This is a genomic window from Hyphomicrobium sp., assembly GCF_035687085.1.
Taxonomy (GTDB): Bacteria; Pseudomonadota; Alphaproteobacteria; order Rhizobiales; family Hyphomicrobiaceae; genus Hyphomicrobium_B.
Genome location: NZ_DASRYS010000022.1, coordinates 1 through 25,894, shown reverse-complemented (window position 1 = coordinate 25,894; position 25,894 = coordinate 1). Strand labels below are relative to the sequence as shown.

General features: G+C 62.8%; 26 protein-coding genes. 13 read left to right on the top strand and 13 right to left on the bottom strand.

The window, feature by feature from the left end; all coding sequences use genetic code 11:
• The 7 genes from VFG26_RS17620 to pssA all read left to right on the top strand — a co-directional run.
• A partial coding sequence (locus tag VFG26_RS17620; RefSeq protein WP_325027353.1) for a dihydrofolate reductase occupies positions 1–369 on the top strand: 369 nt, incomplete at its 5' end.
• A 224-nt stretch (positions 370–593) separates the two neighbouring features.
• Positions 594–1,793, top strand: a complete 1,200-nt coding sequence (gene hflK, locus VFG26_RS17615) for an FtsH protease activity modulator HflK (RefSeq protein ID WP_325027352.1) — start codon at positions 594–596, stop codon at positions 1,791–1,793.
• Between the two features lies 1 nt (position 1,794).
• Complete coding sequence (locus VFG26_RS17610) at positions 1,795–2,703, top strand: protease modulator HflC (RefSeq protein WP_325027351.1); 909 nt, start codon at positions 1,795–1,797, stop codon at positions 2,701–2,703.
• The gene (locus VFG26_RS17605) at positions 2,700–2,885 is read left to right on the top strand and encodes a DUF2065 family protein (protein ID WP_325027350.1); all 186 of its coding nucleotides are present in this window, start codon (positions 2,700–2,702) and stop codon (positions 2,883–2,885) included. The genes VFG26_RS17610 and VFG26_RS17605 overlap by 4 nt, the downstream gene beginning before the upstream one ends.
• A 162-nt stretch (positions 2,886–3,047) precedes the next feature.
• Positions 3,048–4,511: a Do family serine endopeptidase gene (locus tag VFG26_RS17600; protein ID WP_325027349.1), complete on the top strand. Its 1,464-nt coding sequence runs from the start codon at positions 3,048–3,050 to the stop codon at positions 4,509–4,511.
• 71 nt (positions 4,512–4,582) lie between these two features.
• Positions 4,583–5,296, top strand: a complete 714-nt coding sequence (locus VFG26_RS17595; protein ID WP_325027348.1) for a phosphatidylserine decarboxylase — start codon at positions 4,583–4,585, stop codon at positions 5,294–5,296.
• A 50-nt stretch (positions 5,297–5,346) separates the two neighbouring features.
• A complete protein-coding gene (pssA, locus tag VFG26_RS17590) occupies positions 5,347–6,273 on the top strand; it encodes a CDP-diacylglycerol--serine O-phosphatidyltransferase (RefSeq protein WP_325027347.1) in 927 nt (308 codons plus the stop codon).
• Positions 6,274–6,379: 106 nt separating this feature from the next.
• Here pssA and VFG26_RS17585 read toward each other — a convergent pair whose 3' ends face one another.
• The 9 genes from VFG26_RS17585 to VFG26_RS17545 form a co-directional block, all read right to left on the bottom strand.
• Complete coding sequence (locus VFG26_RS17585) at positions 6,380–7,825, bottom strand: mannose-1-phosphate guanylyltransferase/mannose-6-phosphate isomerase (RefSeq protein WP_325027346.1); 1,446 nt, start codon at positions 7,823–7,825, stop codon at positions 6,380–6,382.
• A 175-nt stretch (positions 7,826–8,000) separates the two neighbouring features.
• The gene (locus tag VFG26_RS17580) at positions 8,001–9,971 is read right to left on the bottom strand and encodes an ATP-binding protein (protein WP_325027345.1); all 1,971 of its coding nucleotides are present in this window, start codon (positions 9,969–9,971) and stop codon (positions 8,001–8,003) included.
• Positions 9,972–10,010: 39 nt separating this feature from the next.
• The gene (locus VFG26_RS17575) at positions 10,011–10,790 is read right to left on the bottom strand and encodes a HAMP domain-containing sensor histidine kinase (protein ID WP_325027344.1); all 780 of its coding nucleotides are present in this window, start codon (positions 10,788–10,790) and stop codon (positions 10,011–10,013) included.
• A gap of 257 nt (positions 10,791–11,047) precedes the next feature.
• A complete protein-coding gene (locus tag VFG26_RS17570) occupies positions 11,048–11,773 on the bottom strand; it encodes a TonB family protein (RefSeq protein ID WP_325027343.1) in 726 nt (241 codons plus the stop codon).
• A gap of 17 nt (positions 11,774–11,790) precedes the next feature.
• Entirely contained in the window at positions 11,791–12,240 is a 450-nt protein-coding gene (locus tag VFG26_RS17565) for a biopolymer transporter ExbD (RefSeq protein WP_325027342.1), read from the bottom strand.
• Complete coding sequence (locus VFG26_RS17560) at positions 12,240–12,905, bottom strand: MotA/TolQ/ExbB proton channel family protein (protein WP_325027341.1); 666 nt, start codon at positions 12,903–12,905, stop codon at positions 12,240–12,242. The genes VFG26_RS17565 and VFG26_RS17560 overlap by 1 nt, the downstream gene beginning before the upstream one ends.
• Before the next feature lie 15 nt (positions 12,906–12,920).
• Positions 12,921–13,382: a hypothetical protein gene (locus VFG26_RS17555; RefSeq protein WP_325027340.1), complete on the bottom strand. Its 462-nt coding sequence runs from the start codon at positions 13,380–13,382 to the stop codon at positions 12,921–12,923.
• 293 nt (positions 13,383–13,675) lie between these two features.
• Positions 13,676–15,313 carry a lipopolysaccharide biosynthesis protein gene (locus VFG26_RS17550; RefSeq protein WP_325027339.1) on the bottom strand — a complete coding sequence of 546 codons (1,638 nt, stop codon included), beginning with the start codon at positions 15,311–15,313 and terminating at the stop codon, positions 13,676–13,678.
• Positions 15,314–15,462: 149 nt separating this feature from the next.
• On the bottom strand, positions 15,463–15,831 hold the full coding sequence (locus tag VFG26_RS17545) for a hypothetical protein (protein WP_325027338.1): 369 nt from the start codon (positions 15,829–15,831) through the stop codon (positions 15,463–15,465).
• Positions 15,832–16,024: 193 nt separating this feature from the next.
• On the opposite strand from VFG26_RS17545, the gene VFG26_RS17540 reads away from it, so the two are divergent.
• Positions 16,025–16,993 (top strand): D-glycerate dehydrogenase, encoded by a 969-nt coding sequence (locus VFG26_RS17540; RefSeq protein WP_325027337.1) that lies wholly within the window; start codon positions 16,025–16,027, stop codon positions 16,991–16,993.
• A gap of 556 nt (positions 16,994–17,549) precedes the next feature.
• Here VFG26_RS17540 and VFG26_RS17535 read toward each other — a convergent pair.
• On the bottom strand, positions 17,550–18,887 hold the full coding sequence (locus VFG26_RS17535) for an amidase (protein WP_325027336.1): 1,338 nt from the start codon (positions 18,885–18,887) through the stop codon (positions 17,550–17,552).
• 234 nt (positions 18,888–19,121) lie between these two features.
• Between VFG26_RS17535 and VFG26_RS17530 the strand changes: the two genes are divergently transcribed.
• On the top strand, positions 19,122–20,324 hold the full coding sequence (locus VFG26_RS17530; protein ID WP_325027335.1) for a pyridoxal-phosphate-dependent aminotransferase family protein: 1,203 nt from the start codon (positions 19,122–19,124) through the stop codon (positions 20,322–20,324).
• 15 nt (positions 20,325–20,339) lie between these two features.
• Here VFG26_RS17530 and VFG26_RS17525 read toward each other — a convergent pair whose 3' ends face one another.
• Genes VFG26_RS17525 through VFG26_RS17515 form a run of 3 tightly spaced genes read right to left on the bottom strand, consistent with a single transcriptional unit; the run spans position 20,340 to position 23,513 of the window.
• Complete coding sequence (locus VFG26_RS17525) at positions 20,340–22,232, bottom strand: cisplatin damage response ATP-dependent DNA ligase (RefSeq protein WP_325027334.1); 1,893 nt, start codon at positions 22,230–22,232, stop codon at positions 20,340–20,342.
• Between the two features lie 2 nt (positions 22,233–22,234).
• Positions 22,235–23,254 (bottom strand): ligase-associated DNA damage response exonuclease, encoded by a 1,020-nt coding sequence (locus VFG26_RS17520; protein ID WP_325027333.1) that lies wholly within the window; start codon positions 23,252–23,254, stop codon positions 22,235–22,237.
• 52 nt (positions 23,255–23,306) lie between these two features.
• Positions 23,307–23,513, bottom strand: a complete 207-nt coding sequence (locus VFG26_RS17515; protein WP_325027332.1) for a DUF465 domain-containing protein — start codon at positions 23,511–23,513, stop codon at positions 23,307–23,309.
• 246 nt (positions 23,514–23,759) lie between these two features.
• Between VFG26_RS17515 and VFG26_RS17510 the strand changes: the two genes are divergently transcribed.
• The 4 genes from VFG26_RS17510 (at position 23,760) to VFG26_RS17495 (ending at position 25,505) form a co-directional block, all read left to right on the top strand.
• Positions 23,760–23,936: a YdcH family protein gene (locus VFG26_RS17510; RefSeq protein WP_414653330.1), complete on the top strand. Its 177-nt coding sequence runs from the start codon at positions 23,760–23,762 to the stop codon at positions 23,934–23,936.
• Positions 23,937–24,161: 225 nt separating this feature from the next.
• Positions 24,162–24,521, top strand: coding sequence for a metalloregulator ArsR/SmtB family transcription factor (locus VFG26_RS17505; protein ID WP_325027331.1), 360 nt, complete (start codon positions 24,162–24,164; stop codon positions 24,519–24,521).
• Positions 24,499–24,993, top strand: a complete 495-nt coding sequence (locus tag VFG26_RS17500; protein WP_325027330.1) for an SRPBCC family protein — start codon at positions 24,499–24,501, stop codon at positions 24,991–24,993. Before VFG26_RS17505 ends, VFG26_RS17500 begins: the two co-directional genes overlap by 23 nt.
• Positions 24,990–25,505: an SRPBCC domain-containing protein gene (locus tag VFG26_RS17495; RefSeq protein ID WP_325027329.1), complete on the top strand. Its 516-nt coding sequence runs from the start codon at positions 24,990–24,992 to the stop codon at positions 25,503–25,505. The genes VFG26_RS17500 and VFG26_RS17495 overlap by 4 nt, the downstream gene beginning before the upstream one ends.
• Positions 25,506–25,894 lie beyond the last annotated feature (389 nt).

Here is a 25,894-nt window from a genome sequence, read left to right as displayed (position 1 = left end):
GGCAAGCCGCTCGACGGCCGCGACAACATCGTCGTGACGCGCGATCCCAACTTCGAAGTCCCAGGCGTCTCGACCTGCGATACGGTGAGCGGCGCGCTGACGCTCGCGCGCATTCTGGCGACGACGCGCGGCGTCGATGAGGTCATGGTTATCGGAGGGGAGGGCGTGTTCGAGGCCGCTCTCGCCTCGGCCGATCGCATCTACCTAACCCGCGTTCAGGCCACCGTCGAAGGCGATCGCTACTTCGCGCCGCTTAAGGATTCCGACTGGATTGAGGCAAGCCGGGAAGAGCTGCCCAAGGGTCCGCGGGACGATTACGCCGCCACGCTCTATATTTTTGATCGGAGAGGGAACAAAAGCGCGACGTAGCACGCCGCGCCGCACTTGAAGGCCCGACGGAAAGTCCCAAATTGCAGGTTAGCCAAATTCAGCGGAATTTGCGATCAATGGGGTAGTGCCCTATAAGCTCCGCAAAATCCGTTTTTCGGCGTGGCCTCACGCCTTTGCACTCGGCAACAGCACATGTTGCCAGCACTTCAAAGCTGGGGGTCACGATTTCACACTTCAACTCAAAGACAACGAGGCCCTAAGTTATGCCCTGGACGAGTCAAGGCGGTGGCGGCAACCCAAATGGGAACGGCGGCCGCAAGGGCGGTGGTGGCCCATGGGGCCAAGGGCCATGGGGTCCCACCGGTGGTGGTGGCGGCGGCGGCGGTAAAGAGCCGCCCGATCTCGATGAAATTCTGCGTCGCGGCCAGGATCGCATGCGCCAGGTGATGCGCGGCGGCGGTGGTGGTGGCGGCGGAGGCGGTGGCCTCGGCGGCGGCGTGCCCAAACCGTTTATCTTCCTTGTCGCGATGCTGCTGCTAGCAGGTGTCGCGTTCTACGGCTTCTTCTTCCGCGTCAATCCGGACGAGCAGGGCATCGTCCTGCGCTTCGGCAAGTTCGACCGCTGGGAGCCATCGGGCCTGCACTTCCGCTGGCCGTATCCGATCGAAGAAGTTCGCCTGCCCAAGGTCACGCAGCAGCGCACGATTGAAGTCGGTGCGGGCCGCAGCGTCATCGGCGGCCAGGATTCCGGCCTGATGCTGACGGGCGACGGCAGCGTCGTCGACGTTCGCTTCGTCGTGTTCTGGCGCATCAGCCCTGAAGCCGATCCCAAGACCGGCGAGACGGGCGTCGAGCAGTTCCTCTTCAATATTGCGCAGCCTGAAGTGACGGTTCGCGAAGTCGCCGAAAGCGCCATGCGCGAAGTCGTCGGCCAGTCGAACCTTCAGCCGCTGCTCACGGGCGGCCGTCAGAAGACGCAGGAAGACGTGCGCGATCTGATGCAGAAGACGCTCGATTACTATCGTGCGGGCATCAAGATCGACCAGATCCAGCTCAAGGAAGTCGATCCGCCGGCCGAGGTCATTGCGGCGTTCCGCGAAGTGGCGGCAGCCGGTCAGGAGAAGGAAACCCTGATCAAGCAGGCGCAGACCTATCAGGATCAGGTGATCCCGCGTGCACGCGGTGATGCCGACCGCATCGTCGCGGGTGCCGAAGGCTATCGCGATCAGACAGTCGCCGAAGCAAAGGGCCAGGCTGCCCGCTTCACCAAGGTTTATGACGAATACAAGAAGGCGCCCGACGTGACACGCGAACGGCTTTATCTCGAAATGCAGGAACGCGTTCTCTCCGGAGCCGACAAGATCATCATCGATCAGAAGAACAGCGGCCAGGGTGTGGTGCCTTACCTGCCGCTGGATCAGCTCCAGAAACGCAACCAGAACCAGACTGAGGGAGCGAACTGATATGCGCGCATTCTTCGCTTTCATCCTCACCGCTCTCGGTGTCGGCGTGCTGGCGCTCTACGCGTCCGCCTTCATCGTCCACCAGAACGAGCAGGCGCTCGTGCTCCGCTTCGGTAATCCGCAGCAGGCGATCACGACGCCGGGCCTAAAGTGGAAGGTGCCGTTCATCGACACCGTCGAGAAGTTCGACAAGCGCATCCTCGATCTCGATACGACCGAGCAGGAAGTGACGGCGGCTGATCAGCAGCGTCTCATCGTCGACGCTTACGCTCGCTATCGCATCGTCGATCAGCTGAAGTTCTACCAGAACGTCCGCAACGAGGACCGCGTACGCGAGGTCGTCGGCCCGCTGATCGAATCCGAAATCCGCCGCGTTCTTGGCGGTGCAACTCTGCAGGAAGTCGTCAAGGACAAGCGCGAAAGCCTGATGAAGCAGATCGCTGCGCAGGTGAACAAGGAAGGCCGTGACTACGGTCTGGAAGTGGTCGACGTCCGTATCAAGCGCGCCGACCTGCCGAAGGAAAACCTCGTGAAGGTCTATGACCGCATGCGGGCCGACCGTGTTCGCGAGGCGACCGAGCTGCGCGCGCAGGGCGAAGCGGAAGCCAACCGCATCCGCGCAAACGCCGACAAGACCGTGACGATCGTCAAGGCGACGGCAACGCAGAAGTCCGACGAGATCCGGGGCGAGGGTGAAGCCGAGCGCAGCAGGATCTTCGCGGAGGCCTTCGGCCATGATCCGGAGTTCTTCCGGTTCTACCGCTCGATGCAGGCCTACACGTCGGCCATCAAGCCCGGCGAGACGCGGATGGTGCTGTCGCCCGACAGCCAGTTCTTCCGCTACTTCCAGGACCCTAACGGCAAAGCGCCGGCGCCGTCCGGTTCGACCGCTCCCTTCGCCCAGCGATGAGCGATCTTCTGGCGGGGCTTGGCATAGCCCTCGTTCTCGAGGGCCTTCTTTGGGCCGTCGCGCCGCACCAGGCGCGGCGGGCCCTTGAAGGGATTGCAGCTCTCAGCACCACCCGTATCCAGGCTTGCGCCGTCGCCGCCGTGGCGGCGGGCGTCGTGATCTTCTGGCTGGCACGGGGATAGGCCCAGGACGGCTTATCCCCGCTGCGGCCCGATGTGCTAACGTTGCGCAAGCGTTGCCTTGTTGACGCTTCGATGTTGCGCCAATAACGCGTGTCCGCACGCCCCGGCCGCCCGGCCGGATCGACCCCGGCTTGCGGCCCGTCACATCCTGGAGTTCTCGCGATGATGAAGAAACGTTCGGCGCTGAAGGTCGGTGTTGGCTTGATCGCGCTGATCATGGGAGCTTCCGGGCCCGTCCTCGCCGATCAGTTCGTTGGCCCGACGTCGGTCGCCCCGCTCGCCAAACGGCTCTCCGATGCCGTCGTCAACATCTCGACCTCGCAGACCGTCAAAGGCCCGGCCGGCGTGCCCCTGCCGAAGGTGCCCAAGGGCGCACCCTTCGAGGACTTCTTCGACGATTTCTTCAACAAGCGCGGCGGCGTCCCCCACGGCGACCGCAAGATCTCCTCGCTCGGCTCCGGCTTCGTGATCGACGGCAAGGAAGGCCTCGTCGTCACCAACAACCACGTCATCGAAGGCGCCGAGGAAATCGAAATCAACTTCCACGACGGTTCCAAGCTCGTCGTCGACAAGATCCTGGGCCGCGATACCAAAGCCGATCTCGCGCTTTTGAAGGTGACGCCCAAGAAGCCGCTCGCCGACGTCAAGTTCGGCGACTCCGGCAGCATCGAAGTGGGCGACTGGGTGATGGCCATCGGCAATCCGTTCGGCCTCGGCGGATCGGTGTCCGTCGGCATCATCTCGGCGAAAAGCCGCGACATCAATTCCGGCCCCTACGACGATTATCTGCAGACGGACGCCGCCATCAACAAAGGCAACTCGGGCGGTCCGCTCTTCAACATGAATGGCGAAGTGATCGGCGTGAACACCGCGATCATCTCGCCGACAGGCGGCTCGATCGGCATCGGCTTTGCCGTGCCCTCCGACACGGTGGCCAAGGTCATCAATCAGCTGAAGCAGTACGGCGAAGTGCGCCGCGGCTGGCTCGGCGTGAAGGTCCAGACCGTCACCGGCGACATCGCCGAGACGCTGGGACTGGCCGACAACACCGGAGCGCTCATCGCCGCGGTGACGCCCGACAGCCCGGCGGCCAAGGGCGGTCTGGAAGCGGGCGACGTCATAGTGAAATTCGACGGCAAGGACGTGACGACTATGCGCGGCCTGCCGAAACTGGTGGCGCAATCCGAAGTGGGCCAGGAGGTCGACGTCGAGCTGCTGCGGAAAGGCCAGAAGCAGAACGCGAAAGTGATCGTCGGCCGTCTTGAGGAAGATGACGACAACGCGAGCGACTTGAAGAGCAACACCGATGAGGATGAGGACCCCAAAGGCTCCGAGATCATCGGCCTCACGCTGTCGCCGTTGAGCGATGAACTGCGCAAAAAGTACAATCTCGATGCCAAGATGACCGGCGTCGTGGTCGAAGCGGTCGATCCGCAGAGCCCCGCCGCGAGCAAAGGCCTGAAGCCGGGCGACGTCATCGTCGAGGCGGCCCAGGACGCCGTCTCCGAGCCCGAAGACGTGGCCAAGAGCGTCGAGAAGGTGAAGAAGGCGGGCCGCAAGGCCGTGCTGCTTCGGGTGGAAGACAGCAAGGGCGATCTCCGCTTCGTCGCAGTGCCTGTGTCTTGATCGCGTGTCCTAATGGGCTTGTGGTGACTGGCGTGCTATCGCAGCCCAGAATTTTTTTCAGGAGGTAATTCGTGTCCAACGGCCACGGCATTCTCGATACGATTTTTGACCAGCTTTCGCCTGTGCATCCCGATGGGCATAAGTTCGTCGCCATTGCCGCGGTTGTGACGCTGCTGTTCTTCTTCTTCTATCCGCCGCTCGGCTGGATCTGCGCCGGCATCACCGCCTGGGTCATCTATTTCTTCCGCGATCCGCAGCGCGTCACTCCGTTGCGGCCGGGCCTGGTCGTCTCGGCAGCCGACGGCAAGATCTCCTCGATCGAGACGGTCGTGCCGCCGATCGAGATGGGCATGGGGCCGGAGCCGCGCGTGCGCATTTCGACGTTCCTTTCGATCTTCGACGTTCACATCCAGCGGGCGCCGGTCGCGGGCAATGTCGTTCGCTCGCTCTACATCCCTGGCAAGTTCGTGAACGCTGCTTTGGACAAGGCCAGCGAAGACAACGAGCGCCGGCTTATGGTCATCGGCACGCCGACGGATGGCGAGGTCGGTGTGGTCCAGATCGCAGGCCTCATCGCCCGCCGCATCATATCGTTCGTCGAGACCGGAGAAGCGGTTGGCATCGGCCAGCGCTTCGGCCTGATCCGTTTTGGCTCGCGCGTTGACATTTATCTGCCGCCCGGAAAAACGGCCCTCGTCAGCGTTGGCCAGCGCGCGATTGCGGGCGAGACCGTTTTCGCCGATCTTCACTCGGTCGAGCCCGAACGCGAGGCGCGCCGCGCCTGATACGCCGGCCACCGGCCGCAATGGAAGGCAAAGGCCACAAGGAGCCTGCCATGGACAGGGATGAGCCATTCATCGAGACCGAAACGCGCCGCCGCAGGCGCCGGTCTCTCTTCCGTCACCGGCGGGTCCCGGTGCGGATGCTCGTGCCGAACTTCTTCACGCTGCTTGGCCTCTGCGCCGGGCTGACCTCGATCCGAATGGGGATCGAAGCCCGCTACGATCTGGCATTGGCGGCGATCGTCTTCGCCGCCTGCCTCGACGGCATCGATGGCCGCATCGCGCGGCTTCTGAAAGCGTCGTCCCGTTTCGGCGCCGAGTTGGACAGTCTCGCCGACTTCGTGAACTTCGGCGTCGCGCCCGCTTTCCTGATCTTCACCTGGGGGCTGGGCGACCTGAAGAGCGCGGGCTGGATCTGCGTGATGATTTTCGCGCTCGCCTCCGCGTTGCGCCTTGCGCGTTTCAACGCCGCGCTCGATGACGACAAGCCGAAATGGCAGTCGAATTACTTCATGGGCATGCCGACACCCGCGGCCGCGATTGTCGTGCTGTTGCCGCTCTATCTCGACCAGCTGGGTCTCGTCGAGGTCAAGTCGCTGTGGGGCCTCAAGATCGTGCTCGTCTACACGGTCTTCATCGCCTTCATGATGGTGTCGTCGATCCCGACCTACTCCGGCAAGCTCGCTGGCGAACGCGTCGGACGCGAATGGGTGCTGCCGATATTCGTGCTAGCCATCGGTCTCGTCGCGTTTCTCTTTACCTACCCGTATGAAACGCTGACGGTGCTGACGCTGGCTTATCTGGGCTTCATTCCGGTGAGCTGGCGCGCTTTCCGCGACAAGAGCCAAGTGGATAGCGCGGCGGCAGCTGCCGCATCGGCCTCGGCGCTAGGCGGGGAACCCTCTGGCAGCGACGTGCCGCAAGAAGGCGAAGACCGCGGGCGCATCTTCACGTTCCGGCCGACCGACCCGACGAAGTGAAAATTGCGCTGGCGGCCGGCTCGCGGAACGCGTGTCGCCAGCGCCAACGAAAAGCTGCTGGCGGCCGGCTCGCGGAACGCGTGTCGCCAGCGCCAACGTAAAGCGCCTACTTCGTCTCTTCGGGCTGGCGATTGTAGATGTCGTCGGTCCGCATGATGTCGTCCTCGCCGAGGTACGACCCGATCTGCACTTCGATAATCTCGACCGGGACCTTGCCCGGGTTCGACAGCCGGTGCCACTGCGTCGCGAAAATGTAGACGCTCTCGTTCTCGCGAACGAGCTGTTCCTTATCGCCAATCGAAACCTGCGCGGTTCCTTGCACGACGATCCAATGCTCTGAGCGGTGATGATGCATTTGCATCGACAGCTGGCCGCCTGGCTTCACGTGCAAAAGCTTCACCTGAAAGCGCGGCCCGATGTTGAGCGTCTCGAAGTAACCCCACGGCCGGTAATTGCGCAGGTGCTGCTCCTGCTCCTTGCGGTTCGACTGCTTCAGCCGCTGCACGATCTTCGACACGTCCTGCGTGCGGTTCTTGTCGGCAATGAGGAGGGCGTCAGGCGTGTTGACGATGATGAGATCGTTGACGCCGATCGTCGACACAAGCGCCCGCTCGGAATGCACGTAGCAATCCGACGTATCCTCGAGAACCGCTTCGCCCTTGATGAAATTGCCCTTGTCATCGCGCGGCGCGATCTCCCACAGCGACGACCACGAACCGACGTCATTCCAGCCGACGTTCATCGGCAGAATCGCCGCCGCCCGCGTCTTCTCCATCACCGCATAATCGATGGAGATGTTGGGAGCCGCCGCAAACGCCGCGCGATCGAGGCGAAGGAAGCCTAAATCTTCACTGGCGTTGGCAAGCGAGGCGCGCGCGGCCTCAAGGATCTTGGGCTCGAGGCGCTTGATCTCGGCCAGATACGTCTTGGCGTTGAGCGCGAAAATTCCGCTGTTCCAGAAATACGATCCGTCCGCCAGATAGCTCTCGGCGGTGGCGCGATCGGGTTTCTCCGCAAAGCTTGCGACATCGAACGCGTGCCCGCCAAAGCCCGATAGCGCCTGGCCGCACTTGATGTAGCCGTATCCGGTATGTGCCTCCGTTGGCTTGATGCCGAAGAGCACGAGCTTGCCCGTCGCCGCCACCTCGGCCGCCCGGCGGATGTGCTCAGCGAAGACAACCGCATCTTCGATGACGTGATCGGACGGCATGACGGCGAGGATCGCATCAGGGTCTTGTTCGAGCGCGATCAGCGCCGCCACCGCAATCGCGGGCGCCGTGTTGCGTGCAACGGGCTCGAGCACGATCGCGCGCGGCTCGAGACCGGCGCGATCCAACTCCTCGCGCACGAGGAAGCGATGATCGTTATTGCAGAGCAGGATCGGGTTCTCGAAGCCCGCGTGCGGCGGCAGCCGGCCGAGCGCCGTGCCGAGAAACGATGTGCTCTGACCATTAAAGAAGCGGATGAACTGCTTGGGGTACATCGCGCGCGACAACGGCCACAACCGCGTGCCCGACCCGCCCGACAGAATGACTGGATGAATATTGCTCATGAGAAATCATATCCCCCAGATCTGAAAGGTCGATGTCCGGCAGCGGGCGTTGAGAGAAGGATAACAGGCAGAAGCAGCTCTGCTCCAATCACCAATCTGACGCAACGTTTGTAGCTGAAAATGCTCAACGGCTTGAGAAAGAGCCTGGCCAAACGCTGTTTGGCAACCAATCTGATCAGCCCATCGGACGTGTGAGCCGCTCGCGCAACGAGCGCAAGGACTCCGCTGGCGCGACACCCCTGCTGCCCTGGCCGGAAGACGGCGCCTGCGGCATGGGCGGGGGCGCCTCCCGGCGCGGTAACGGTGCGCTAGATCGCGGCGGGGAGGCAGGCGAGGCCGTTTGAGGCATCGGCGGCGGCGGAATTTTTTGCGCGGTGGCGCTCGCGTCCGGGCCTACGCCATGGAAATCCGGCGGCGGCGGAGTCGACGGGCCGTGCAGGCCAAGCGCATCGGCCATCATGGCCAGATGAGAGCCATCCGCCTGCGCCGGGATTCCCGAGGCCCGCCAGCGCTCGACGATCTGATCCAGGAAGCCATCGTCTCCGAGCGACTTCTGCCAGCGCTCGGAGAAGGCCGCCGATGACGACTTCGGCAGGCAGCGCTTGGGCAATTCGTCGAACTTGATGCGGACAGGCAGCGCCATGCCGTCGCCGAACGCGATCGCCTCGCGCTGACCGAGCGAGGGCAGGAATTCGAGCAGCCCCGCGCCCGTGTCGGCAACCGCCGAAGAGACAATCTCCTGGTCACGGTCGTTTGACATGCGCAGCGCAAAAACGGTGTTGCACTGGGAGAGAATGGTCGGATCGATTTCGGCCGGACGCTGTGTGACGATGCACAGCGAAGCGCCGTACTTGCGGCCTTCCTTCGCGATCTTGGCGATGGCGCGCTTGCAGGGCTCGAAACCCAGCGTCGCGTTCGCCGGCACATAGCGGTGCGCTTCTTCGCACACAAGCGTCACTGGCACCTGACCCTCGCTCCACAGCGCGAAGTCGAACGTCATGCGGCAGAGAACCGACACGACAACGTTGACGACTTCCGAGGGAATGCCCGTCAGCTCCAGGATTGTGATCGGCTTGTTGTTGACGGGCACGCGGAAGAGGCGGCCGAGCACCTGCGCCATGCCGTCGTAAACGGTGAGCGATCCGAACATGAAGGCATAGCGGCCGTCCTGCGAGATCGTCTCGATGCGATGCTTGAGGAGGCGGTAGGGCGCGAGGTCTTTCCGGTTCTCGAGCTTGCCCAGGCGCTCTTCGATCAACAGCAGAAGATCGGAGATGCGGTAGGGAACGGGCGTGTCGACCGTATAGCGGCTGGCGTCGCCGAAACCGCGGCGGAGCTTCGTGGGTTCGCTCGAGCGAACGCTGTGATAGCGGGCCTTGGCGAGCGGGATGACTTCCTGCAGGATCTCGATCTCGGCCTTGCGGTCGCCGTCGCCGACCAGAACTTCCGCGATCTCTTCGAACGTCAGAAGCCAATAGGGCAGCTGCATGTTCCGCGGGGAGATCACCTCGGCCCACTCGCTGAACGCCGTCGCATATTCGTTGTGCGGGTCGAGCAGGACGATGTGCGCGTTGGGATTCTTCTCCACGATGGAGCGCAGGATGAGCGCCGTGGTGCAGGATTTGCCGGTGCCCGTCGTGCCGAGGATGGCGAAGTGCTTGCCGAGCAGCTCGTCGACCCGCACCATCGCCGGAATCGAGCTGTCCTGCCGGATCGCGCCGACGCGAACCGAGGCGGCGATATCGCCACAGAAAGTTGCTTCGAGCTCGATGCGCTGTGCGTGCCGCACGCGATCGCCGAGCGCGGGATACGAACTGACACCGCGATTGAATCGTGGCCGCTGCCCTTCGCCCGTGCTCGTCAGCTCGCCGACGAGACCGAGTTCGGCGATCCAGACTTCAGTATCGCCTTCGCGTTGCGAGGGAACCGGAACGCTCAGCGCAGAGACGATGGCGAGCACGGTGGTGCGCGTGGTTTCGACGGCAAGCAGCGTGCCCATTTCGGGCCGCCCGTCGGGCGAGCGCAAGCGCAGCTCGCTGGCACCGTCGAGGAGCACGATCGCTTTTGATCCGGTGACGGATACGATGCGCCCGATGGAGGCACCGGGACCAGCATTCAGCGGATTGGGGAGAGGATTGCCTGGCATTCGGTTCCGGATCTCGGGCCTTTCAAGCGCCTGTAGCGATTACTTGTGAGACTCGACTGCGCTTACTGTGTCCCGGCCGGGAAGCGTGATGATGGCCTCGGTTCCGCTGCCCTTGTTCGAACGCAGTTCGAGCGAGCCGCCGTGGAGTTCGACGAGCGCCTTGGCGATCGGCAAACCGAGACCCGCACCTTCACGCCAGCGCGAACGGCCGCCGTCCACCTGTCCGAATGGCGTCAGAGCGATTCCGATTTCTTCCGCCGTCATGCCGACGCCGCTGTCGCGAATGGAAATGACGACGCCGCCGGTGCCGGTACCGCGCGCGGTGACATCCACCGTGCCTTCGGCCGGTGTGAATTTCAGCGCGTTGGAAATGATGTTCGTGAAAATCTGGCGCAGCTTCTGGGCATCGCCCCGGATCGCGCGCAGGTCGGGCGCAAGCGTGAAATGCAAATCGACGTGGGCTTCGCTCGCCATCATGCGGAAGGAGCTGACGCTCGCGGCGAGAATTTCGCCGACGTTCACCTCGCGCGCGTCGAGCGTATATTTTCCGCTTTGAATTTTAGAGATATCGAGAATGTCGTTGATGACGGAAAGCAGGTGGCCGGCGGCATCGTGAATGAGTGTCGCGTATTCGACGATTTCTTTGTCGGGCAGGCGGCGCAGGTGATGCTGCGTCAGAAGCTTGGAAAAGCCAATCACCGTATTGAGCGGTGTTCTGAGTTCATGGCTCATGTTGGCGATGAACTCGGATTTCACCTTGCTGGCGAGATCCGCTTCGATGCGCGCCGACTGCTCGGCAACGCGCGCGCGATGACGCAAAACAGCTTCGCTTAAAAGCGAAGCATATTCATTCATCAAAGAGTTGGATTTGGCGTTTCCAACTGATCCAAAAATCATAACGCAGAACCCAACGCAGGCGGACTTTGGGGTTCAATCTAGAGGCGAGGACCTAACTCAAAGTTAATCTCGCGGCCGCGGGAAACGGGCCGCTGCGCGCTGGAAGTGCATATCATTTGAAGCGAAATGTCGGGATCAGGCCGCTGCTGCAACGAGCGATTGCGCGCGGCGGCCGTTCGTTAACGCATGATGAATTTGAAGGGCTGCGTGAAAGCGAGCGGCTTCAGACTGATCTCAGGTGGGATCGGCGGGAAGGGTGCGGCACGGTCGAGCGCTGCCGTGGCGGCCTCATCGAGGAGCTTCGAACCCGAACTCGCGGCGACTTCCTTCGACAGCAGTTTGCCGTCCGTGCCGACGGTGAACCGCATGACCACGGTGCCTGCAACCGCTGAACGCGGATTGATCTTGGCCCGCTGCACCCGGTCGTTGATCTGGCCGAGGTAACGGCCGAAGGCCTTGGCGTCGCCGCCAGACTTCGCCTCGCCCGAACTCTGCTCGGTGACGATGGCGACCTGCTCGGGCTGCGCCTTGGTCTCGATCGTCTGCGGCTGCTCCTGAGGCGTTTCTAGCGGCGGCGGCTCTTCGACCTTGATCGTCTCCGTGATGACCTCGCTGGCATCCGACGTGATGACGTCGCGAAGCTCGTCGGGCTTCACCTCTTCCGGCGGCTTGGCGTGCTGCTCTTGAACCGGAACGATCTCGCTCGTCTCGATCGACTCCATCGCGTCGCCGAGCTTCGAGATGCCGGCCGTCGCGATGCCCTGTTCGACGAGCACGACGTCCATGCCCTTGCCCATGTCGAGAGCTTGAACGTCGGAATTCTGCAGGCTCGGAAGCATGGCGTAGCCGATCGTCCCGTGAATAAGCAGGGAGATGACAATCGCGGTTGCTCGCAACGCGTTCATTCCAGCGGCTCTCGGCTTTAATTGTTGGCGGACGCTCCCGACGACGGCGGCTGAGAAAGCAGGGAAACGCGGGCAAAGCCCGATTCTCCGACCCGCCCTAACAGCTCCATGACGTCGCCGTACGCGATTTTTCTGTCGGCGCGGACGTAGACAATGCCGTCGCCCTCGGCCGACTTGATCTGCATGAGACGGGGAACGAGCGACTCGCGCGTCACTTCCTCGTCGCGAATGTAGAGCTTGCCGTCGGGCGCCAGCGAGACGACCATCGGCTTCTTCTGCGCGCCGACCTTGGCGGCTGACGTCTTCGGCAGATCGAGCGGCACGCCTTGCACCATCAGCGGCGCCGCGACCATGAAGATGATCAACAGCACGAGCATCACGTCGACGAACGGCGTGACGTTGATTTCGGCGAGGGGCTTGTAGCCGTCCTCGTCACCCGACGAACCGCTGCCGACGGACATTCCCATCAGTTCACACCCTCAACACCACGACGGGAAAGCGTCCGTGCCAAGCCGACGATGGCCGGAGCAACGCGATCGGAGGCCCGGCCGAGCGCGACCGTGATCTGGTTATAGAAGATGACGGCCGGAATTGCGGCGGCGAGGCCGACGGCCGTCGCGAACAACGCTTCGGCGATACCGGGCGCAACGACGGCAAGACTGGTGTCCTGCTGCTGCGCGATGGCCGTGAACGAGTTCATGATGCCCCACACGGTGCCAAACAAGCCGATGAACGGCGCGGCCGATCCGAGCGTGGCGAGAAAGGGCAGGCCCTGTTCGATGCTTTTCAGCTTGCGCTTCACCGCGGCGCGCATGGCGATTTCCATCCGGTCGCGAACTTCGCCCGCTGATGCATCATTGGCGCCTTCTTCCCATTCCGTGCGCGCAGCATCTCCGACAGCGCCGACGAGGCTGCTCGGGCGGCCCTTGTGCAGAATGGCGGAAGCGCCGTTCCGCTCCAGATTGCGGATCTCGCGATTGACGAGCCACACGCGGATGAGCTTTTCGAGCGCCATCGCCCAGCAGACGATCGAGCACAGCAACAGACCGACGATGATGGATTTCACGACGAGATCGGCATGATTGAAGAGGCCGAGGATCGTTAGGTCTCTTCCGGTAATTTCTTCGCTCATCAGTCGCTCACCGCGTTACTTTGAAAGTTGGACGTTCGTCAGGGTCGACGTCTTGAGGCCATCGAGGCAGCCCGAAACCGGAGCGCCATCAGCTTTGCATTCCATCACGTCATTGATGAGAAGGGAGCCGATCTTGTCGCACTGAACGCCGTCGATCTCGAAGAGCTTGACCGATTTCTTTTTCGGCTTGAGAGGCCCCAGATCGATGGAAAATCGTTTGCCGATGACGCCGTCGGTCTGGAAGAGGACGAGATCGATCTTGAAGGACTGGAAGGTCGTCTCGCCGGGATTGTTGACGACCATGTAGGCGCGGCAACCCTTTTCGGCGTGCTCGAGCTTGTTCAGTTCGACCTGTGTGCCCGTGTGGGCTTCAGGCGTTGCCGGAGCGGCAGGGTCAGCCACTGCCTGTGTCGCGAAAGTACCGATCGGCAAGGCAAGCGCGTACGCAAGCCAGGAACGCTTCAAAGTTCTGATCACGCGATGACCTTCTCTAGCGAAAGAATGTCGGATTTCCCGATGGCGTGTAGCGATTTTGCTGATGAGTTACTAGTGTGAAATTCTCAAGGCGCGCCGTTAAAAGTGCGCTGTTGGAGATTTGATTTAGAACAGTTTTTAGGTAGCGCTGAGAGGCGCTGATGGCGCCGTGAAACACCGCGCCGCATCGGGAATTTCTTCCCGAAGTGGATAGGCAACTTTTCCCGGAGCATGTCTGGCGTAGGATTCGATCAGTGCAGCGGGAGGTTGTTGCCTCTCGCGCTGCATGTCTCTCGCTAGGCCGCGCGATCCATCAAGGTGATGCCGGTGGCGCGCCGGATCTCCTGGAAAATCGCGGTAAAACTCATCACGCCGGTGACGTCATCCTCGGCGATGTCCGTGAGTACGGCGCCGACAACTTTTCTCTGGTTGGCGTCAAGCAGCGTCAGCGCTTCCTTCGCGAGAGACTGCGGCGTCCGGTGCCACGCAGTCAGAAAAACGATGTCGTCGGCGAGTTCGGCGAGCACGCGGGCATCCGCGATCGGCAGCAGCGGCGGCGCCGCGAGTACGATCAGCGGAAAGTGCGATTTGAGACCAGCAAGCGCGTTCGCGAATTCCGCTGAGCGGATGGCCGTCCCCACCGCGATCGGAACGGGCATGGGGCCGGAGGCAGGCAGGAAATGCAGCCCCGTGAGGCAATCGCGCAGGACCACATCTTCAACCGGCGCGTGCGCGGCAATCTGATCGAGAAGGCCGCCGCCGATTTGCGGCGTCAGTTCGCGCGTCAGGCCTTTGCCGCGGAAATCGCAATCGACGAGAAGCGCCTGCTGGGCTGACAGCGCAAAGTAGTGCGCGATATTCGAGGCGAAAATGTCCGAGCCTTCGTGCGGCAGCGCCGAGGCGACAAGGACAACGCGCGCTGCATCGTTGGTTTTCCGCCTGCCCAGTTCATTGCAGACCTTGCGGACGGCTCCCGCATAGCGGCCTTCGGGCTCGGCAATGATCATCCGTGCGCCGCGCGTGCTGGCAACCGGATCGGCCGGCGGAGCGATGGCCGGGATGGAACTCATATGTGGACAGGCGAGCGTCTTCTCCACTCTCCGCGTGCGCAGCAAGGCTTCCCGTTCGAGCCAGAGCGCCAGCATGATCGAAAGCAACAAAGCCGATCCGCCGGTAACGACGACGATGCGGACGCGCCGCGGCCCCGCCGGCCGCCCGGGCGGCCCGGCCAAGTTCACGATGTGCGGTCCAGCGAACGCCCGGGTCCGTCCATACGTCTCGACGAGCGACGCGAACATTCGCTCCGATGCTGTAAGGTTGCCGGAGGCACGGAGAGTCAAAGCGGCGGCGTTCGAAAGCGGCGATTGTTTTTGCGCCAGAAACTGCCGGACGATCGCGTTCGCGATCCGCGCGGATTTCTGAGGCTCGCGCGACGTGAATTGGACGTTGAGCATGGACGTGCTGCGCACGCGGCTGATGCTCAGGCGATTGCTGATGGCCGCGCGTAGCGCCTCGTCGGGCGCCGGACTGCTGAAAGAGCCGAGCATGCGCGACAGCATCGGCGTGGCGTTGAACTCGGAATCCTGAGCCAGCCCAAGCTCGGCAATGACGGGATCAATGATCGCCGCCGAACCCATGAACGCGATCTGCTCTTGCAGCTCTTTCCACTCGGCTTCGGACGCAAGCGTAGGGGAGGCCGGGGCGGCATCGGCCACAGGCGGGGCTACCGTGGCAGGCTTCGGCAACGGATCGGCGTGGATGAGAGCCGTCGCCGTGTAGCGATCGGGGAGGACGGCGACCGTTCCGGCGGCGATGAGGGCCGCGATTATGGGCAGGCCCACAACGGCCTTGGCACGCTTCACAACGGCTGCACCGGCCGCGGCAAGCCCAAGCCGCGCGCTCCCCCGTGTTCGTTGTGCCGTCTTTCGCTTCATCCGCCCGCAAGTGCCCGTGAGGTCCGGGCGCCTCAACCGCAACGCCCGCGCCGGCGCAAACCGGCTCAGGCGTCATTGTCCCCGTTAATTATGAATAGGGCGTTGTTAGTTAAGGATTTGCTCCCGGCGGTCCTAAGCGGGGACGAGGCCTAGCGCATCGAGAGCTTGGCCCCGCCCTCATGCACGTCATAGGAGCAGCGTGCGCCGCCCTTGGCTGCCGTAAGGATCAAATGCGGGTCGCGGAAGCGCTGGCTCCAAAGCGGATTGTGGGTATCCCAAAAGGCAACGTCGATATCGGGATTGCCGATGACGGCCTCGATTGAGGGCGAAGCCCAGGCAGTGGCCGCATCGTCGCGCGCCCCGGCAGCCTTCTTCGGCCCATTCCGGCGGCAGACCTCGATGGCGCGTTCGCGATAGGCCTCGACCACCGCCTCGCCCATGGCGGTGCGATAGGTATGGTCCTGGTACCAGACCTTGGCGCCGGCGAGTACGACCAGACCAAGCAGGATCTTACGCATGACGATTGTCTCGAGAGGCCAGCGCGGAGGAGGTTGTCAGGCGGGCATTCTGGGGCGGGCTTGGTGAAAAAAGCGTTTCGCTGCGGCCGGTTGCGGTGCAGCGCAGCGGCGGACCGGGCTTGTCAGGTCCGCCCCGGTCGGGCACAAGCGGTGCCTGCGATGAACGTCCGACCTCCGGGAGAAACTCCACCTCATGTCGAAAAAGAAGATCCTGATCACTTGGCCGCTTCCTGAGGCCGCTATGGCCCGCGCCCGCGAGTCCTATGATGTTATTGCCCACGGCGACAATCCGAAGATCACGATCGACGAGATGATCGAAACGGCCAAGTCGGTCGACGCCATCCTGCTGACGCTCAACGAGAAGTGCCCGGCCGCCGTGATCGAGCGGATCCCCGAGAACATCAAGTGCATCTCGACGTTCTCGATCGGCTTTGACCACATCGATCTCGAAGCCTGCAAAAAGCGCGGCATCAAGGTCGGCAACGCGCCCCACGGCGTCACCGTTGCGACCGCCGAAATCGCGATGCTGCTGCTTCTCGGCTCGGCACGGCGCGCGGGCGAGGGCGAAAAGATGATCCGCACGCGGTCATGGCCCGGCTGGCAGCCGCTGCAGCTCGTCGGTCAGCGTCTCGATAACAAGAAGCTCGGTATCTACGGCTTCGGCAAGATCGGCCAGGCGCTCGCACAGCGCGCGCGCGGCTTCGACATGGAAATTCACTACTACGACATCTACCGCGCCAAGCCCGAGGTCGAAGCGAAGTACAACGCCGTCTATCACGACAGCCTCGACAGCCTGCTGGCGGTTTCCCAGTTCTTCTCGATCAACGCGCCGTCCACGCCCGAAACACGCGGCTTCTTCAACAAGGCAACGATCGAGAAGCTGCCGCAGGGCGCCATCGTCGTAAACACGGCGCGCGGCGATCTCGTCAACGACGAGGACATGATTGCGGCGCTGAAGTCGGGCCGCCTGGCCTATGCCGGCCTCGACGTCTTCGCGGGAGAGCCCAAGATCAACGAAGGCTACTACGACCTGCCGAACACGTTCCTGTTCCCGCATCTGGGTTCGGCTGCCATCGAGGCGCGCAACCAGATGGGCTTCGAAGCGCTCGACAACATCGACGCCTTCTTCGCCGGCAAGGACATGCCGTTCAAGCTGGCGTAAGTTCGATTTAGCCGACTTCGCTTTGGAATTTTCAGATTATGGCCGGGCTCGCCCGGCCATTTTCTTTTTGCCGTCATCCTCGAACGGCGAACCTGCGAGCCGTTCGGGGATCCAGCATAAAACTGCCGAAGGTTCGATATATTCGTGTCTTCGACGAGTCTTACGCTGGATCCCCAACCATCATTCGCTACGCTTATTCGGTCGAGGATGACGCGTGAGGCTGCGCCTCAGCACCGTCATCCCCGCGCGGGCGGGGATCCACTATTGTCATCCTCGGGCTTGTCCCGAGGATCCATTAGGCAGCAGGCTCCGTCATTGAGGGCCGATGGATCCTCGGCATAAAGCCGAGGATGACAGTGTTGGATGCTGCCTGGGTCCCGGCTCCGCGCTGCGCTTCGGCCGGGATGACAAGAACGGCTGGATCGCCCGTACCGTCGCCGCGCCAGGATGACGGGAGTTAGCGACGAGAGGCACCCCACAGTTGTCATCCCGGGCGAGCCCACTTGCGAGACCCGGGACCCAGAACCACGCAGATGGTGCCGCCGGAGTGGGAGACTTACGTCTGCTGCTCCATCAGCCAAGCGCTAGCGCGCAGCAGGCAGGCATCGTCGCCGCGTGCGCCGACGAGCTGCACGCCGATGGGAAGGCCGCCCGCTTCCAGAAGCGGTAGAGAAATGCACGGCATCTCGAGATACGTCCAAAGCCCGTTGAACATCGGGCTGCCGGTGCTCGCGAGACCGACGGGCGCAACGCCCTGCGCGGCAGGCGTCACAATGGCGTCGTACTCAGTCAGCATCGGGCGCAGCAACGCATAGAGTGCGTTCTGCTTCGTGCGCGCGGCGGTGTATTGCGCCTGCGTGAACGTGCGGCCCTCGGCGATGATCTCTTTCAGCTTCGCCGACACGCGATCGGGATTGGCATCAGCGATAGGGCCATAGTTTCGCGCGATATCGGAGAACTGCACGATCTGCTGCAGACGCAAGATCTCGTCGAACTCGGCAGGAAGCGGGGTCTCGGTAATGCCGAGCTTTCCAGTAAATGCTTCGAACGCCGTGCGCATCTCTTCGTCGCCCTGCGGCCACGCCGGCGTTTTCACGAAGGCGAGGCGAGGGGGACTGAGATCGGAGGATTCGAGCGCCGCCAAAAGCGAAGGCTTCGTTTCCTCGCGCATGGCGGCATCGCCAGCATCGAACATGCTGATGCAGTCGAAGAGCAGCGCAACGTCGTGCACCGATCGCGCATAGCCGCCGATCGTATCGAGCGGCGCCGACTGAGCCAGCACGCCCGTGCGCGAGGTGTAGCCGAACGTCGGCTTGAACCCGATGACGCCGCAGTAGGACGCAGGCCGGATCACCGATCCCGCCGTCTGCGTGCCGAGCGCGAGGGGAACCTGATCATCCGCCACCGCCGCCGCCGATCCAGAAGACGAGCCGCCGGGCGTGCGCGCAAGATCGCGCGGGTTGCGCGTTTTGCCGGGCCCGAAAAAGGCAAGCTCCGTGGTCACTGTTTTGCCCAGAATGATGGCTCCGGCCGCTTCGAGCGCGCTGACGACGAAGGCGTTGTCCTTGGGCCGCCGGCCGGCAAAAACCTCAGAACCGAGCTCCGTCGGAAAGTCCTCCGTGTCGATGACGTCCTTCACGCCGACAGGTATGCCAGCGAGCGGCGGCATGGCCGCGCCGTCGCGGCGCATCTCATCGCTGGCGCGCGCTTCGGCGAGCGCACGATCGGCATCGAAGTGCTGCCAGGCGCCGACGTCCGCGTCCCGTTCGGTGATTCGCGCAATGTAGGCACTGACAAGATCCGCCGACGTAATATCGCCTGCCTCGAGCGCCCGGCGGGCTTCGTAAGCCGTTAGCTGCGTGAGATGGCCTGTGCTGATTTTTGTGTTGCTCAATGGCTCGTCCCTTTTGGCTTTTTGTGGTTGCGGAGCCCCCGCTCCGTGACAACGCAGCGCTTGGCAGTATCGTGGCATTTACAGGAAAGAAGCATTTTTTCTTTGCCGCAGGGCATCCGAGACAAAAAGCGCCTCGGATCGGCCGGAATCGCGGCGCCGGACAATTGTATCTGGCGCGGTTCGGTACTAGGACAGCCGCGGAGACGAATAAAAAGATCCTTGAGGACTATAATAATGACGAGAGAAAATCGCCGGCCCGGCCGCCACTTCTTGCAGATCCCGGGGCCGACGCCCGTCCCGGAGCGCATCCTGGCGGCAATGTCGCGTCAGATTCTCGATCACCGTGGTCTGGAGTTCGGCCAACTCGGCCGCCGCGTTCTCTCAGGAATCAAGGGTCTGTTCAAAACGCAGGGCCACGTCATCATTTACCCGTCCTCGGGCACCGGCGCGTGGGAAGCCGGCCTGACGAACACGCTGTCGCCCGGCGACAAGGTGCTGATGTGCGAGACGGGCCAGTTTGCGGTGCTTTGGGAAGCCATGGCGCGCCGCCTCGGTCTCGAGACTGAAGTGATTCCGACCGACTGGCGCATCGGCGCCGATGCCAACCAGATCGAACGCAGGCTGAAGGCCGATACCGGCCACACGATCAAGGCCGTCTGCGTCGTCCACAACGAGACCTCGACGGGCTGCCTCACGCGCGTTGATGAAGTGCGCAAGGCGATGGATGCCGCCAAGCACCCGGCGCTGCTGATGGTGGACGCGATTTCCTCGCTCGCCGCCGCCGATCTGCGCCACGACGAGTGGGCCATCGACGTGACGGTGTCAGGTTCGCAGAAGGGCATGATGATGCCGCCGGGACTGTCGTTCACGGCGATCAGCGCCAAGGCCATCGAAGCGTCCAAGACGGCCGGCCTGAAGCGTTCCTACTTTGCGTGGGACGACATGCTGTCGATGAATTCGACGGGCTACTTCCCGTATACCCCGGCGACCGGCCTGCTGTACGGCCTTGCCGAGGCGATCGACATGATCAACGAGGAAGGCCTCGATAACGTCATCCTTCGCCATCTGCGCCTCGCGGAAGCGACGCGCCGGGCGGTTGAGGCGTGGGGTCTCGAAATCCAGTGCCGCGATCCGAAGTACTACTCGCCGGCCGTCACGACCGTTGTCGTGCCGGAGGGCCACAACGCCGACGCCTATCGCAAGATCGTGCTCGACAACTTCAACATGTCGCTCGGCACCGGGCTCAACAGGCTCGCGGGTAAGGCTTTCCGCATCGCTCATCTGGGCGACACGAACGAGCTGACGGTCATGGGCGCGCTGACGGGCGTCGAGATGGGCTTCGATCTGGCGGGCATTCCGCACCAGAAAGGCGGCGTTGCGGCTGCCATGGCCTACATCGCCGAAACGGCAAGCACGGTGAAGGCGGCCGCCGCTTAATAAGCGCGCCGTCTACTAGACGAGATCGGATGGTGCCGCGGCAGTAACAGCCGTGGCACCACCGCTCATCAGCTTCAGCACACTCTCCAGCGTATCGGCTTCCGCCGCGGGCTTGTCCCAGCGAATGCGGTGAATGCGCGGAAACCGCATCGCGACGCCCGATTTGTGCCGCGTCGATTCCTGCACCGCATCGAACGCCACTTCGAACACGAGCTCCGGTTCGACCGCACGAACGGGCCCGAACGTCTCCGTCGTATGGCCTCGGATCCACTTGTCGATCAGCAGCAGCTCTTCGTCGGTAAAGCCTGAATAGGCTTTGCCAACGGGCACGAGCTGGCGCTCGCCGTTCTCATCCGTGCGCCAGACGCCGAACGTATAGTCCGAATAGTACGACGAGCGCTTGCCGGAGCCGCGCTGGGCGTACATCAGCACGCAGTCGAGCGTCAGCGCCGCGCGTTTCCACTTGAACCATTCGCCTTTGACGCGCCCCGGCTGATAGACGCTCGCGCGCCGCTTCAGCATCAGCCCTTCGATGCCTTCCGCCCGCGCCGACGACCAAAGTTCGCCCAGCTCTTCGAACGACTTGAACGCGACGAGGGGCGACACGTCCGTCAGCCGCGGATGATGCTTCGCATGCCAAGCTTCCAGCCGCTCGCGGCGCTCGCCAAACGATAATGCGCGCAGGTCTTCGGCGCCATCGAACAAAAGATCGTAAAGGCGCACGTGCGGTGGGTAGGACGACATCATCTTCGCCGTCACCGACTTGCGATTGAGACGCTGCTGCAAGTCATTGAACGGCGCGATGACGCCATCGCGCATGATCAGCAACTCGCCATCGACGACGCAGTCGTGACCCTGGAAGGCTGAGCGGATTTCGGGAAACGCGCCGGAGATGTCGTCGCCCTGCCGCGAGAACATGCGCACGTCGCCGCCGCGCGCCGCGACCTGCACGCGGATGCCGTCCCATTTCCATTCGGCGGCGAAATCTTCCGGCGACAGGCGCGGCCAATCTTCCTCCTCGATCGGATGCGCGAGCATGACGGGACGGAACACCGGCTTCGCGCCGGGATCGGGACGCTCCGCTTTGCCATCGAGCCATTGGAAGAGTTCGAGATAGGGCGGCTCGAGCGCGTGCCAGATCTCTTCGATCTCGGAAACATCCCGGCCGTAGCTTTCAGCGAGCGCCGTTCGCGCCAGACGCGCCGACACGCCCACGCGCGGTGCGCCGCCCAGAAGCTTCAGCAGTGCCCACCGCCCGGAGGCATCGAGTTGATTGAGAAGGTGCCCCAGCCGCTCGGTCCGCTGGTGCGTCGAGCCCGTCGCCATCGCCTCGATCACCGCGCCGAGCGACAGCCCCGGCGCTTCGCCGGAGTTGTGGCCGATGTCACCGCATCCCCCGCCCGTCCCCTCCGAGGGGAAGGGAGATTCCCTCTCCCCGTTCTTCACGGGGAGAGGGTTAGGGTGAGGGGCGGCTGCATTCGAGGGAGAATCCCCTCCCCCTTGCGGGGAGGGGTTAGGGGTGGGGGTAAACTCAAACACCAGCTGCTTCGGCTTCTTGTTCTCCTTGTCATCCGGCTTCTTGTCAGCAGCCGAAGAAGAAGCGGCACTCGCGTCCTTGCTCTGAAAAGGAATGCCGCCCTCGGGCCAGAGCAGCGCGACGGTTTCCGCCGTGTCGCCGACGTAATCGCGTGACAGCCGGTAGAGTGTGGGATCGATGAAGCGCGTGACGAGATCGCTCAGCATCCGCCTGAGCGGCAACCGGATCGGCACGCCATCCGTCAGCGCGGCAAGCGCCCAGCCGCGATCGGGATCGGGCGCGGTGCGGAAGTAATGGCCGAGCAGAGCCACCTTGCGATTGCGGCTCTGCGTGTAGACGAGACAATCGAGAAGGCTGGCGAACTGGCGCATCGCTACTCCGCCTCCTCGCCATAGCCGACGAGCGCGAGCGCGCGGGCCTTGCGCCCGAGCGAGCCCAGATAATGCACGAGCGCATCCTCGCGGCCGTGCGTGACCCAGATCTCTTCCGCTTCCGTCTCGAGCACCGTCTGAATGAGTTCGGGCCAATCGACGTGGTCGGAAACGACGAGTGGCAGCTCGACGCCCATCTGCCGCGCGCGGCCACGCACGCGCATCCAGCCGCTGGCAAACGCGTTGACCGGATCGCCGAAACGGCGCGACCAGCGATCGCCGAGCGCCGAGGGCGGGCACATGACGATGCCGCCGCGCATGGTCTTGGGATCCGTGCCCGCAACGGGCAGAAGTTCGCCGAGATCGACGCCGAGCTTCTGATAAAGCTCGCTGAGCGCGATGACCGCGCCGTGCAGATAGATCGGCTGATCGTACCCCGCATCGCGAACGACGCGGATCATGCGCTGGCACTTGCCGAGATTGTAAGCGCCGATGAGATGCGTGCGGTCGGGCTCGGCGCGAAGCGATGACAGCAGCTTCGCGGCTTCGTGCTCCGCCTTCTCGTGCCGGAAGACGGGAAGGGCGAACGTCGCCTCCGTCACGAACACATCGCACGTAACGAGTTCGAACGGCTGGCAGGTCGGGTCCCGCGCGCGCTTGTAGTCGCCGGAGATGACGGCGCGCCGACCGGCCCACTCGATGACGACCTGCGCCGAGCCCAGGATATGCCCGGCCGGCACGAGCCGCACGCTGACGCCGTTGATGTTGATCGCTTCGCCAAGCGCCAAGGGCTGGAAGGCGCCGGCGCAATCTTCGCCATAGCGCACCTTCATGATTTCAATCGTTTCAGCGGTCGCCAGCACTGCGCCATGGCCGGCGCGGGCATGGTCGCCGTGCCCGTGCGTAATGACGGCGCGATCAACCATGCGGCCGGGATCGATATAAAAATCGCCCGGTTCGCAATAAATTCCGGTCCCAACCGGGTAAAGCCACGTGTCGACGGGGGGTGCTGCCGAGATCATGAACCTTAAACGCGCATAACTGCCAAAGCAGCTAAGCACGCGAACGCAAGTCTCACGCGATTATGTCGGGAAGCAGCTTGTCCTCGATGAGGGTAATGCGATCCTTCAGAACAAGCTTTTTCTTTTTCAGCCGCTTGATCAGAAGTTGGTCGGCCGAAGGGTCACCTTCAAGAGCGGCGATTTCGCAGTCGAGCTGACGGTGCTCGCCCCGCAAAGTTACCAGCTCTTCCCTGAGCTCGCGTTCGTCGCGCCGCTCCATTCTTAACCCCTGCCCACTGCCCGGTCGATCGCAGCGTTTTGGGTGATTGCCCGGGATAAGGCAACAGGGCAAAAGCGCGATTCGGCACGAAGTTCCCAATCCTATGAAAATATTTCACGAATCCGTAACCCGAACGTCTGGCTTCGTAACAAAATTCAAACATCCAGGCTTAGCGAAAGGCGCGTTGGACAACCCGTAAAACGTGTGGCACGATTTCAATGTCTGCAACTCTATAGGAGGCAACTGATGACGATTACGGCTCATCTGGCTGAACTCGCGGAGAAGCATCGGGCCCTCGAACTGAAAATAACTCAAGCAGCGGCGAGCCCCGGTTCTGACGACATCGAAATTCGCCGATGGAAGCAGGAAAAACTGAAACTCAAGGATGAGATGGAACGGTTGAGACGGGAGACGCGCCACTAAGCGGAGCGCGCCACGTTTCCCTCCAAGCCCTGCAGCCGGAGCGCACTCCGGGCGGGGCTTTTATATTTTTAACGCGCTCTTCGGCGGTCAGCTGGCGCCATTGATCCGCCCCATGCGCGACTGAGCTCCTCAACAAACATCGAGTTTTCTTTAGAGCGATCGCTTGACGCGCGAACCTTTCGCCGCTATTTAACCGAAAGGTTATTTAACGAGATGGCTAAATAAATGCCCGCAGCCGACCGGCTCAGTGAAACCTTTGCAGCGCTCGCCGACCCCACGCGGCGCGCAATCCTGGCGCGGCTGGCGCTGGGCGAAACCTCCGTCACCGATCTCGCCGAACCCTTCGACATGAGCCTGCCGGCGGTCTCCAAGCATCTGAAGGTGCTGGAGCGCGCGGGCCTCATTGCGCGCGGGCGCGAAGCGCAGTGGCGGCCTTGCCGGCTCGAACCGGGCCCGCTGAAGGAAGTCGACGACTGGGTGGAGCACTACCGCCGGTTCTGGGAGCAGAGCTTCGACCGGCTCGATGAGTATCTACGTGTGTTGCAGGCAAAGGAGAAAAAAGGTGGACGCAGGAAGCCGAAATGATGCTGACGAAGCCGAGCGCGAAATAGTCACCACCCGAGTCTTCGATGCCCCGCGCGAACTCGTGTTCGCGGCATTCAAGGACCCCCAACACATCAGCAACTGGTGGGGGCCGAATGGCTTCACCACGACGACGTACGAGATGGACGTGCGCCCAGGCGGTCAATGGCTCTTCACGATGCACGGACCCGACGGCACGGACCACCCGAACCGTGTGCGCTACACTGAGGTAAGGGCGCCGGAACTTCTCGCCTACGATCACGATGCCGGCGCTGACCGCCCGGATTTCGAGCCGTTCAAAGTCTGGGTCACGTTTGAAACCGAAGACGGAAAAACGCGCGTCACGCTGCGCCTTCTCGCGGCGACGCGCGAACGGCGCGATTGGATGGCGAAGTTCGGCGCCATCGAGGGCGCGCACCAGACGCTCGCTCGTCTTGCCGCGCATCTGCTCCAGTCGGAAGGGAAGACGTCATGAACAAGGTCGCCGTAAAACCGCCATTCGTCATCTCGCGCATTTTCGATGCGCCGCGCGAACTCGTCTTCAAGGTCTTCACCGATCCCGGGCACATGCAGCACTGGTGGGGCCCGAAAGGCTTCGAAATCGTAAGCCCGAAATTGGATCTGCGCCCGGGTGGCACATTCCACTACGGCATGCAGGCGCCGGATGGCTCAGTCATGTGGGGACGTTTCGTCTACCGCGAGATCTCAGCACCCGAACGCGTCGCCTTCATCAGCTCGTTTTCGGACGCCGACGGCGGGATCGCGCGTCATCCAATGGCGCCAGGCTGGCCGCTCGAAATGCTGACGGTCTTCGCGTTTGAAGAGCTCGATGATGGCCGCACGAAAATCGTCGTCACCTCGTCCGCATACAATGCCAGCGACGAAGAAACGGCGACCTTCGATAGCAACCACCCGAGCATGACGAATGGCTTCGGCGGCACTTTCGAGAAGCTGGAAGCCTACCTCGTGAGCCTGCGGAAGCGCTGAGGTTTCAATTTCTTACGCGGACGGCGCCGGAAGGCGCCGTTCGAGGCCGCCGCCAGCCAAATTTTTTGAGGGAATTTCGCCGTTCACGGCTGGCGAACGCACCCCTGCCATCGCCTCAATCTGAGTTATCCACAGGCCCAAGAGAGCCCGCCGACCCCCCTCGAAAGCCCGAGATTACGGGCTCCAGCGGCGGCCCAGGGCCCTTCCATGACATTTTTTTGCGAAGTGCCGCCGGGCTCGCAAAAACCGTGTTGACACCGGCGGCCGGATATTGTTTAAACAGCCTCGTTGGCGGGCCACACGGCCTCGCCGCCCTCGCAGGGCATTCAACTCTCGAAACTCTCGCGGTTGTTAACCGGGTCACCGGTGAAAACCTCGTCGTCTTCGAA